Annotated in this window: 10 protein-coding genes; all 10 read left to right on the forward strand. The window is 59.3% G+C overall.

From position 1 onward, the window contains the following. The first annotated feature begins 91 nt into the window (after nt 1-91). The 10 genes from ABUA09_RS17155 to ABUA09_RS17200 all read left to right on the forward strand — a co-directional run bounded on the left by ABUA09_RS17155 (nt 92) and on the right by ABUA09_RS17200 (nt 10,339). Complete coding sequence (locus ABUA09_RS17155; protein WP_349949563.1) at nt 92-1,135, forward strand: TAXI family TRAP transporter solute-binding subunit; 1,044 nt, start codon at nt 92-94, stop codon at nt 1,133-1,135. A gap of 100 nt (nt 1,136-1,235) precedes the next feature. Continuing rightward, the gene (locus ABUA09_RS17160; protein WP_195608593.1) at nt 1,236-3,101 is read left to right on the forward strand and encodes a TRAP transporter permease; all 1,866 of its coding nucleotides are present in this window, start codon (nt 1,236-1,238) and stop codon (nt 3,099-3,101) included. Nucleotides 3,102-3,149: 48 nt separating this feature from the next. After that, nucleotides 3,150-3,920 (forward strand): enoyl-CoA hydratase/isomerase family protein, encoded by a 771-nt coding sequence (locus ABUA09_RS17165; protein ID WP_033118376.1) that lies wholly within the window; start codon nt 3,150-3,152, stop codon nt 3,918-3,920. A gap of 35 nt (nt 3,921-3,955) precedes the next feature. Beyond that, nucleotides 3,956-5,155, forward strand: a complete 1,200-nt coding sequence (locus ABUA09_RS17170) for a CaiB/BaiF CoA transferase family protein (protein WP_158453362.1) — start codon at nt 3,956-3,958, stop codon at nt 5,153-5,155. A gap of 24 nt (nt 5,156-5,179) precedes the next feature. Then, complete coding sequence (locus ABUA09_RS17175) at nt 5,180-5,956, forward strand: enoyl-CoA hydratase/isomerase family protein (RefSeq protein ID WP_033118374.1); 777 nt, start codon at nt 5,180-5,182, stop codon at nt 5,954-5,956. Between the two features lie 24 nt (nt 5,957-5,980). Continuing rightward, entirely contained in the window at nt 5,981-6,373 is a 393-nt protein-coding gene (locus tag ABUA09_RS17180; protein ID WP_052082766.1) for a MaoC family dehydratase, read from the forward strand. Between the two features lie 16 nt (nt 6,374-6,389). After that, nucleotides 6,390-6,815, forward strand: coding sequence for a MaoC family dehydratase (locus tag ABUA09_RS17185; RefSeq protein WP_033118373.1), 426 nt, complete (start codon nt 6,390-6,392; stop codon nt 6,813-6,815). A gap of 53 nt (nt 6,816-6,868) precedes the next feature. Then, the gene (locus ABUA09_RS17190) at nt 6,869-8,038 is read left to right on the forward strand and encodes a thiolase family protein (RefSeq protein WP_033118372.1); all 1,170 of its coding nucleotides are present in this window, start codon (nt 6,869-6,871) and stop codon (nt 8,036-8,038) included. A gap of 115 nt (nt 8,039-8,153) precedes the next feature. Continuing rightward, complete coding sequence (locus ABUA09_RS17195) at nt 8,154-9,422, forward strand: CaiB/BaiF CoA transferase family protein (RefSeq protein WP_058117054.1); 1,269 nt, start codon at nt 8,154-8,156, stop codon at nt 9,420-9,422. Nucleotides 9,423-9,469: 47 nt separating this feature from the next. Beyond that, complete coding sequence (locus ABUA09_RS17200; RefSeq protein ID WP_033118370.1) at nt 9,470-10,339, forward strand: 3-hydroxyacyl-CoA dehydrogenase family protein; 870 nt, start codon at nt 9,470-9,472, stop codon at nt 10,337-10,339. The last annotated feature ends 146 nt before the right edge of the window (nt 10,340-10,485 follow it).

The raw sequence follows: 10,485 nt of genomic DNA on the forward strand, positions 1-10,485 counted from the left end.
CCTACAGCTATTGTATCACGGGCACCTCAAAGCCTGCTGATACCTGAAACTATTAACTTTGAAACTTATTATACGAGTAGGAGGGCTCGCAATGAAAAAATGGACGAAACTTGTTTGCCTGTTTGCAACGATGGCCATCTTTCTGAGCGCTTGTGGTGGAGGGAGCGGCTCCAATATTTCAGCTCCTGCCAACACGAATGACGCTTCGGCGACTACCCCCGCGCCTGCGAACAACGGACAGCGTGAGCAGGTCCTGTTTGGCACCGGTACCCCAGGCGGCGTCTATGAGATTCTGGGCACCGGCATGGTGAATATTCTCAACCAGAACCTCACCGATGTGGAAATGGTCGCCGTCTCCCCTGCACAGCTTCAGCAGCTTCCCGCCATGCTGCAGAGCGGCAAGGCCGCCGTGGGCATTGGCATGGCCTGCATGTTTGAGCGGGCCTGGGCCGGTACTGCCGAGTATACGGGCAATGCCCAGAGCGATATTATGCAGGTGCTGGGTATGTACGACAACATCTACGGCATTCTGACGCTGGACTCCTCTCCCTACTACGCGGTCGAGGATATCACCGAGAAGACGGTGGTCGCCTCCACTGCCACCAACCTCACCACCATCAAGCAGCTGATCACGGCCGCCGGCACCTTTGATCCGGAGAAAGTGGACTACCGTGTTATGTCCTACGCGCAGGCCGCTGAGGCGCTGGGCGACGGCAACGCCGACGTGATCATTCTCACCGCGTATCCCTATAACGGCACCCTGGACTCCGTGGCCTCCACCAAGGGCGTGCGGTTCCTGACCGTCAGCGATGAGACCCGTGCCAAGCACGACGAGCTCTACCCTGCCAACACCATGATGGCGGTGCCCGCCGATACCTATAGAGGGCAGACCGAGGAGCGCTGGGCGCCCACCATCTATACAGTTCTCTACGCCAACAAGAACCTGTCTGAGGATATCGTGTACGAGATGACCAAGACCCTGATCGAAAATGTGGACGAGATCGCTCTGACCCATCCCTCCGGCGCGGGTATTACTCTGGAGACCACCCAGCGCTATCTGGACGGCGGCATCATGAAGCTTGACCGGATGCATCCCGGCGCCGTGAAGTATTTTGCAGAAAACGGAGTGGAGTAAGACTCCATGAAAACAAGGGGGGCGGCGCGGAGCTGGACGTCTCCGCCCGCCGCTCCCCCGGTTTTCTTGTGAACCTTTTAAGAGGAGGGGTGTTTCCTGCATGGGAATTAAATGTAACAAGAAGCCCGTTATTACGGTAGTCGCTGTGGTTTGGTGTATTTGGCAACTGTACCTTGGTTTCTTCGGAGTTTGGGCTCCTATGGAGCAACGTCCGATTCACGTGGCCTTCGCACTGATTCTTACATTCTTAACCAAACCTGCGAGTAAGAAGCTGGATCCAGAGAAGTTGTATATTGACCAAATTGTTGGCATCATTCTCTCCGTTGTCTTTGCTGTTTATATGTATACCCATGCTATGGCCTTAAGCCTGAACATCGGTATGTATACCCAGTTTGAGGTTATCTTAGGAGCAATTGTTCTACTTTTGGTCATCGAAGGCTGCCGCCGCTTGACCGGTATTGGTCTAATTACAATTGGTATTGTATTCCTGATCTATGCCTATGTGGGCCCCTATATGCCTGACGCCATCCGTCATCCCGGGGCCAGTCTTTCTAAAATTTTTACTTTTTCCGCCCTTACTACTGAGTCCATCTTCGGCACCTGCATCGACTGCTGCGTGACCTTCATCTTCCTCTTTGTCCTCTACGCCAAGCTGCTGGAGAAGACGGGGGGCGGACAGGTCTTCATCGATGTGGCCTGCTCCCTGGTGGGCCATGTGCGCGGCGGTCCGGCCAAGGTGGCCGTCGTGGCCAGCGGACTGTTCGGCTCCATCTCCGGCAGCGCCGTGGCAAACGTAGTGGGCACCGGCACCTTTACAATCCCCCTGATGAAGAAGATTGGCTATCGGGCCGAATTTGCTGGTGCGACAGAGGCGGTTGCTTCTTCAGGCGGACAGTTCATGCCCCCCATTATGGGCGCCTCAGCCTTCCTGATCGCGGAGATCGTGGGCATTCCCTACTGGACGGTCGCCGCCTGCGCCGCTGTCCCTGCGATCCTCTATTATCTGGCGGTCTTCTTTGTGGTGGATTTTGAGGCGGCCAAGACCGGGCTCACTGGAATGAATAAGGCCGAGCTGCCCCGGACCCGGGATGTGCTGAAAAAGGGATGGCCCTCTCTGGTCTCCCCTGTGGTCCTTATCGTCCTGCTGGCCGGCCTCCAGTGGTCCCCTGCCAAGGCCGCTGTTTGGTCCATTGCAGTAGCCTTTGTGATCTGTATGATCCACAAGGACACCCGCATGAACATTCATCAGATTATCGACACTTTACGCGAGGGCGCCATCGGTGCATTGGAGACCTCTGTGGCCTGTGCCGCCGTGGGCATCGTTGTGGGGTCCATTACCCTCACCGGCCTGGCCCTCAAGCTCTCCTCCCTGCTCATCACCGCATCCGGCGGCAACCTGGTGATCCTGATGGTGCTGACGATGATCGCCTGCGTCATCATGGGCATGGGCCTGCCCACTGTGGCCTGCTACGTGGTGCTGGCCAGCATGGTCGCCCCCGCCCTCATCAAGATGGACGTGGTACCCATCGCCGCCCACCTGTTCATCTTCTACTTTGGGATCATCTCCGCCATCACCCCGCCTGTGGCCCTGGCCTCCATGGTGGGCGCCGGTATTGCAAAGGCAGACTTTGTTAAGACAAGTCTTCAGGCCCTCAAATTGGGCCTCGCAGCATTTATCCTGCCGTTCATGTTCGTTTTAAATCCGGCGTTGGTTCTGCAGGGCGATATCTTGGAGATTCTGCAGTGCATCTTCACCGCCGTCGTTGGTATCCTCAGCATGAGCATTACACTGCAGGGCTTTTTCCTGGAAAAAACACCAATCTGGCAGCGGGTCATCTTCGGCGTGGCGGCCATCACGCTGATCATTCCGGAGACCATCACCGATATCATCGGTCTGGCAATTTTTATTGTAGCCGTGCTGCTGCAGGTGGCCACCCGGAAGAAGAAAAAGGCCGCCCTGGCCTGAGCATCAGATTGGGGAAAAACTTGCTGACACATGAGGGAGAGAAGAGCTATGAGCTATCAGTATCTGGAGTATAAGAACGACCAGGGGACCGCCTGGGTGACCATCAATCGCCCCGAGCAGCGCAACGCCTTGAATCGGGAGACGCTGCTGGAGCTCATCGATGTGTTTCAGGCGATCGACAAGGACGACTCCGTCCGCGTGGCCATCCTTACCGGAGCAGGTAAGGTATTCGTGGGTGGGGCGGATCTGAAGGAGCTCTCGGTCATGTCCGCGCTGGATTATCTGGATTACGGCAACCTGTACAACGTACTCAACCGCCTGATCCGGGAAAACAGCAAGCCAGTCATCGGGGCTGTCAACGGGCATGCTCTGGGTGGCGGAAATGTCCTCGTACTGTCCTGCGATATCATCGTAGCGTCCGAGCGGGCAAAATTCGCCGTACCGGAGATCAACTTGGGCATCTTTGGCGGAGCGTCCGTCCTGCCCCGGATCGTGGGCCGCTACCAGGCGGCGGAGATGGTGCTCTTTGGCGAGGCGTATACCGCACAGAGAGGGTATGAGCTGGGGATCGTCAACAAAGTCGTCGCGCCGGAAGAGGTCGTCTCCACCGCCGCCGCTCTGGCAGAGAGCATCAAGGCCAAGTCTCCCCTGGCTGTTCGCATGGCGAAGCGCGCGCTGACGGTGGGCAACCAGTATGAGCCCGGCGCGGCCTCTGAGATGCAGCTTCCGCTGATGTCGCTGCTCTATTCCGGCCACGACCAGAAGGAGGGCATGCAGGCCTTCTTTGAGAAGAGAGAGCCCCAATATACGGGGCGCTGAGCCGCCATGCAACAAATGTTAGAGGTGAACCTTTGGTGAAAAAATGTTTGGAGGGACTTCGCGTCCTCGAACTCTCGCAGTTCATCTCCGCGCCCTATGCCGGCCAGATGCTGGCCGACCTGGGGGCGGATGTGATCAAGGTGGAACTCCCCGGGGAGGGGAAGGGGGATATCGCCCGTAAATACGACCCCATGTACAAAGAGATGAGTCTGTACTTTGCCTCCTATAACCGCAACAAGCGTTTCCTGACCCTCAACCTGAAGACGCCCGAAGGGCAGGAGATCTTTCGGGATCTGGTGCGCCGGTCCGACGTGGTGCTGGATAATTTCCGGCCCGGCGTCATGGAGAAGATGAACCTGGGCTATGAACAGCTCAAGGAGGTCAATCCCGGCATTATCATGGCCAGTCTGTCCGGATTTGGCCAAACCGGTCCCAATGTGCACCGCCAGGCCCTGGATATGTCCATCCAGGCGCTGTCCGGGTTCATGGATGTGACCGGCTTCCAGGACGGCCCCCCCACCAAGGGCGGTCCGGTGCTCAGCGATTTTATCGCCGGGCTCTATCTGGCTGTTGGTATCCTTGCCGCCTATGCCTACCGCCAGCGCACAGGGATGGGGCAGTACATCGATATCGCACTCTTTGACACCATGTTCGTCCTCATGGAGAACTATCCCGCCATCTACCGGATGTCCGGCGAGGTGCCCGTGCGCTCCGGCAACGGGCGGCCCTTCTCCGCGCCCGTGGGCACCTATCAGGCCAAGGACGGCAAGTGGCTCCAGATCTCCGGCACCGCAGAAGCCCATTTCGAAAAGCTCACCGTGCTCATCGGCCATCCGGAGTATATCGGCCAGGAGGGCATGGTCGGCGCGGCAGCGCGCAAGAAGTACCATGACAAACAGCTCGACGCGGATATCAACAAGTGGCTCTCTCAGTATACGGTCAAGGAAGCCGCCGCCCTGCTGGACGAGTGCGGGATCCCCAATGCCATTGTACAGACGGCGGAAGAGGTGTTCAACGATCCCCAGGTGGCGGCCCGTGAGATGCTCATCTGTCCCCGCGAGACCGTGCTGGACGATATCCCCGTCATCGGCAACCCCATTAAAATGAGCGAAACACCGGCGGAGTACCGGCGTGGCGCCTGTGCGGCCGGTTACGATAGCAAGGAGATCCTGGAGGAGCTTCTGGAGCGCGATGAGGCGCAGATCGCACAGCTGAAGGAACACAAGATCATCTGAACAAAAATAGGGGGAGAAACGATCATGGCTTACCAGAACATCAAGATCGAGATCAACGACGGGATCGCCGTCCTGACCCTGAACCGCCCGGAGGTCCGCAACGCGCTGGATTATGTGACCTGGGATGAGATCCGGGCTGGAATGCGGGAGCTCCGCTTCAACGATGACGCGCATGTGATCATCCTCACCGGCGCAGGCGGAAAGGCCTTTGCCTCCGGTGCCGATATCAAGGCGCTCAACGCCCGGACGGTCAGCGAGCAGATGAACAGCGAAGTCAACGATATCCTCTATGAGATCACCATGCACAAAAAGCCCGTCATCGCTGCGGTGGACGGCTACGCCCTGGGCGGCGGCTGCGAGCTGGCCATGGCCTGCGATATCCGTATCGCCACCAAGAAGTCCAAGTTCGGCCAGCCGGAGGTCAATCTGGGCATCATCCCCGGCGGCGGCGGCACCCAGCGCCTGCAGCGCCTGGTGGGTATCGGCAAGGCCAAGGAACTCATCTTTACCGGCGATATCATCTCCGCCGAGGAGGCTGAGCGCATCGGCCTGATCGAAAAGGTGGTGGAGGACGGCACCGTACTGGAGGCCGCCATTGAGATGGCCAAAAAGATCAAGGCCAAGGGCCCCGTAGCCATTACGCTTGCCAAGCAGGCCATCAACGTGGGAGCCAACACCGACCTGTATTCCGGGCTGTGCTTTGAGCGATACTCCCAGGCCATCGCCTTCTCCACGGCGGACAAGGCGGAGGGTACGCTGGCCTTCATTGAGAAGCGTCCCGCGCAGTTCAAGGGTGTCTGACCGGGAGTGCGAACGGAGGAAACTATGAGCGAGAAGGTTTGGAATATCACCAAATACGCCATCGCGCAGTATGCCCAGGCCGTGGAAAACCTGGAGCCCATGTATCTCAACGAGAAGGATGCGCAGCAGGCCGGGTTTGAGACGACCATCGCCCCCACCAGCCTCTGCGCCCAATATCAGATGTTCCAGGACCCCCAGGTCAAGGTGCCCAAGGGCGGGGTCCATACCAAGCAGAAGATGTCTTTCTTCAAGCCGATCCAGGCGGGAGATGCCCTCACCGCCAGGACGGAAGTGGCCGAGGGGACCGACGCCAAGGGCAGGCTTCAGATCACCTACACCACCACTTTTACCAATCAGAATGGCGAGGTGGTGTGCTCCGGTGTGATGACCAATCTGGTTCCCGGGGCCAGGAAGTGAGGAGGGAGAGGGCGATATGAAATACGCACTGCTGCAGACAGTGGAGGCGGGGGCCTCTCTGATCCCCGTGGTCAAGCACTTGAATCAGGACAAGATCGATATGTTCGGCGTCCTGAGCGGCGCGACCGGATCCGTCCATGTGGACCCGGTCTACTGCGCCAACTCCCCCTTCAAGACCACGCTGGCCCACGGCTTCTTGACCATGGCGTATGCCTCCGAAATGATGGAGCTCAACTTCGGTATGGACTGGGCCACCAGCGGGGAGATTGAGGTCAAGTTCATCGGGCAGGCCCATCCGGGGGACACCGTACTCACACAGGGGACGGTTACGAAAGCAGAGGAGCGGGAGAACGGCCTCTATGTGGAGTGTGCGCTCACCGTCCTCAATCAAGCCGGTGGAAATGTGATGGTAGGTACCGCGAGCCTGATCAAAAAGAAGTAAATACCAAGATAAATTATGTGTTTGTGTGAATGAGAGAAAGGGGTAAGTGATTCATGAGCCATCTTCAGCCTCAGGACGTTGTCATCGCCGCCTTTGGGCGCAGTGCCGTGGGCCGCGCGAAAAAGGGGTCTCTGCGCAACACCCATCCCGTGGATTTCGGCGGCCAGGTCCTCCGCCAGGTCCTCGACAAGGTCCCCCAGTTGGACCCCAAGGATATCTCCGATATCATCATTGGCTGCTCCAAATGCGAGGAGGTCCAGGGCTACAACATCGGCCGCCTGATCTGCCTGCGCGCTGGCGTGCCCTATGATGTGCCCGCCCAGACGGTGAATCGTTTCTGTTCCTCCGGACTGCAGACCATCTATACCGCCATCAACATGATCCGCTGCGGCGACGCCGAGGTGATGGTGGCCGGCGGTGTGGAGACAATGTCCCTGCTGCCCATGGGCACCAAGGACGAGGTCCGCTGCCGCTGGATCAAGGAGAATGAGCCCGGCGCCTATATGCCCATGGGCATCACCGCCGAGAACGTGGCGGAGGCCTGCCACATCACCCGGGAGGAGCAGGACCGGATGGCGCTGGAGAGCCATCAGAAGGCCGCTGCGGCCCAGGACAGCGGGAAGTTTGTGGAGCAGATCGTCCCTGTGGAGGCACTGGACGATGACGGAAATCCCTTTGTGTTCGACAAGGACGAGGGCATCCGCCGGGGCCTCACCATGGAGGACCTGGCCAAGCTGAAGACCGTGTTTAAAGAGGGCGGGACCGTGACCGCCGCTACGTCCTCCCAGATGAGCGATGCCGCCGCCATGGTGGTCCTGATGACCGCCCGGAAGGCGGAAGCGCTGGGCATCAAGCCTCTGGCCAAATTCGTCTCCTTTGGTGTGCGCGGCCTGGATCCCTGTGTTATGGGTCTTGGCCCCAAGATGGCCGTGCCCATTGCGCTGGCGCGCGCGGGTCTCACCATCGACCAGATGGACGTCATTGAGATCAATGAGGCATTTGCCGCTCAGGCCATCCCCTGCATCCGCGATCTGGGCATGGACCCCAAGAAGGTCAACCCCAACGGCGGCGCCATGGCCATGGGCCATCCCCTGGGCGCCACCGGCGCGATTCTCACCATCAAGGCCGTCAGCGAAATGAATCGGATCGGCGGAAAGTACTGTATGGTGACCATGTGCATCGGCGGCGGCATGGGTGCCGCAGGCATCTTCGAGGCCGTCTGATCCAGCGGACTCTGACGGCGGCGGCGGAGATCATGCTGGCCCTGAAAAACAAAAAATAGAACATTTTCATTCGAAAAAGAAATGATTTTTTGGGCAGAAGGCACTATAATTTTAAATGCTGAAATCGGATAAAAGGAGCGAGATTCTTATGGCGGGCCAGCGGACAAAGCCCCTGTCTGGGTATAAGGTAATTGAGCTGTCGACGTTCGTGGCGGCGCCGTCCTGCGGGCGTCTGCTGCGGGACTGGGGTGCGGACGTGATCAAGGTGGAGTCGGGGAAGGGCGATGCGTGGCGGTACCACGGCTCAACGCACCGTGTGACGTCGACGGAGGAGGAAAACCCGATGTTCGACCTGGTGAACGCGGGGAAGAAGAGCGTGGTGGTGGATCTGAAGAGCGCGGAAGGGAAAGCGGTGCTGTATGATCTGCTGTCGGACGCGGACATCTTCCTGACGAACACGCGGGCGAAGTCACTCCGGAAGCTGGGGCTGGACTACGAGAGCCTGAAGGAGCGGTTTCCCAAGCTGATCTACGCGTCGGTGACAGGCTTCGGAGAAGAGGGCCCGGAGACGGACAAGCCGGGATTCGACCTGGTGGCGTACTGGGGAAACAGCGGATTCTTGAACGACCTGTCGATCGACACGGGGACGAGCTACCCGATCCTGGCGCCGACGGGGATCGGGGACGTGACGTGCGGAACGGCGCTGTTCGGGGGGATCTGTGCAGCGCTGCTGGGGCGTGAGCGGACGGGGAAGGGAGACTATGTGACGATATCCCTGTTCGGGGGAGCGATCTGGATCATGAGCTTCATGTACCTGCGGGCGCAGCAGCGATATGGGGATCCGTTTCCGAAGCACCGGGAGGAGACGCCTCCACTCACGGCGCCGTACCGGTGCAAGGACGGGGAGTGGCTGATGCTGTCGATATTGGAGTATGAGCGGTACTTCCCGGCGCTGTGCAAGGTGCTTGGGGTGCCGGAGCTGGCGGAGGACCCCCGGTTTGCGGACAAGAAGGCGGCGGACCAGCACCGCGGCGAGCTGATCCGGGCGCTGGAGGAGCGGTTCATCAGGGAGGACTTCGCGTACTGGAACAAGGCCTTGAACGAGAGCGACATCGTAAACGACCGCCTGCGGCACTTCAAGGACATCGTGGACAGCGAGCAGGCGTGGGTGAACCACTACTTGACGAAGGTGGAGTTCCCGGATGGCGGGGAGTGCGTGATGCCCCGTCCGGCGGTGCAGTCCCGTGAGATGGGGGTGCCGGAGCTGGAGCGTGGGCCGCTGCTGGGGGCGGACACGCCGGAAGTGCTGTCGGAGAGACTTGGTTACAGTGGGGAGAAGATCAAGGCGCTGCTGAAGAGCGGTGCGGTCCAGCAGCACCCGTAAAAGGGAAAGCGAAGATCAAATTTTATAATAATAGGGAGGCAAATGTGATGAAGGTTTCTGATGTGAAGAAAGTATGTGTGGCTGGGGGCGGCCAGATGGGGCGTCAGATCGCGCTGAACGCGGCGATCCACGGCTTTGACACCTATCTGACGGACGCCATTGCCGATGTGCTGACCGCGGTGGACAAGTGGAGCGCGGAGTATCTGGAAGGCCGCGTGGCTAAGGGCAAGCTGACCGCGGAGCAGGCGGCCGACGCCAAGGCGAAGTTCCATCTGGTGCCCACCCTGCAGGAGGCCGCGGAGGGCGCTCAGATCGTCATCGAGGCCATCCTGGAGGACAAGGACATCAAGACCAACTTCTATAAAGAAGTGGGCGCGATCGTCGATGAGAATGCCGTCCTGGCCTCTAACTCCAGCTATATGCCCTCTTCCCTCTTCAAGGACTGTGTGCCCAATCCCAGCCGCCTGGCCAACATGCACTATTTCAACCCCGCCCTGGTGCTGAAGCTGGTGGAGGTGGTGCGCGGCGAGCACACTGCCGACGAGACCGTGGACTTTATTGTGGACTTCGCCGTGGCCAACGGCAAAACGCCCATCAGGGTCAACAAGGAGATTGAGGGCTTTGTGGTCAACCGCGTCCTGCGCGCCATCCGGGACGAGGCGTTCTTCCTGGTGGAAGACGGCGTCTGCACGGCTGAGGATCTGGACACCGGCGTGGAGCTGGGGCTGAACCACCCCATGGGCCCCTTCCGCCTGCTGGACCTCACCGGCATCGACCTGAACTACATGGCCAGCGACCGCCGCTGGAAGGAGACCGGCGTCAAGCCCCACGGCTATGACATCGTAAAGGCCAAGTACGAGGCCCACGAGTGGGGCCGGAAGACCGGCAAGGGCTTCTACGACTACTCCAAAAAGTAAAAATCAACGTCTCATAAGAATAGAAATAGACAGCGCCTCCGCAGTCCCGGGACTGCGGAGGCGCTGTCTATTTCTTTCTCGGACCGGAAACTTACGGTCCACCACCCCTGCGGTTGTTTTTGCGGGGCTCCCCACGGGCAAGGGAT

It is taken from the genome of Intestinimonas sp. RTP31139st1_F5_RTP31139_211217, from assembly GCF_040226735.1.
GTDB classification, from domain to species: Bacteria; Bacillota; Clostridia; order Oscillospirales; family Oscillospiraceae; genus Intestinimonas; species Intestinimonas butyriciproducens.